At 56.2% G+C, this 365-nt stretch carries 1 protein-coding gene; it reads left to right on the plus strand.

Annotated elements, in window-relative coordinates; all coding sequences use genetic code 11:
- Positions 1–365 (plus strand): beta-ketoacyl synthase N-terminal-like domain-containing protein (locus tag DBR30_RS21175; protein ID WP_308813265.1); only part of this gene is annotated, 365 nt, incomplete at both ends.

Here is a 365-nt window from a genome sequence, read left to right on the forward strand (position 1 = left end):
AAGGATTTCGATCCCGAGCAGTACGGTATCAACCGTAAAGACGCTCGCAAGATGGATCTCTTCATTCAATACGGCATCGCGGCCGGTATGCAGGCGCTGGATGATTCCGGCCTGACCATCAATGAAGAGAATGCCGAACGTGTCGGCGTGGCGATTGGCTCCGGTATCGGCGGTCTGGGTCTGATTGAACAGAACCACGAAAGCTTGGTCAACGGCGGCCCGCGCAAGATCAGTCCCTTCTTCGTTCCGTCCACCATCATCAATATGGTGTCCGGTCATCTTTCCATCATGAAAGGTCTGCAAGGGCCGAACATCGCCGTGACTACCGCCTGTACCACTGGTACCCATGCCATCGGCATGGCGGG

Origin of the sequence: Aeromonas sp. HMWF017 (assembly GCF_003061465.1) — a bacterium.
GTDB classification, from domain to species: domain Bacteria; phylum Pseudomonadota; class Gammaproteobacteria; order Enterobacterales; family Aeromonadaceae; genus Aeromonas; species Aeromonas veronii.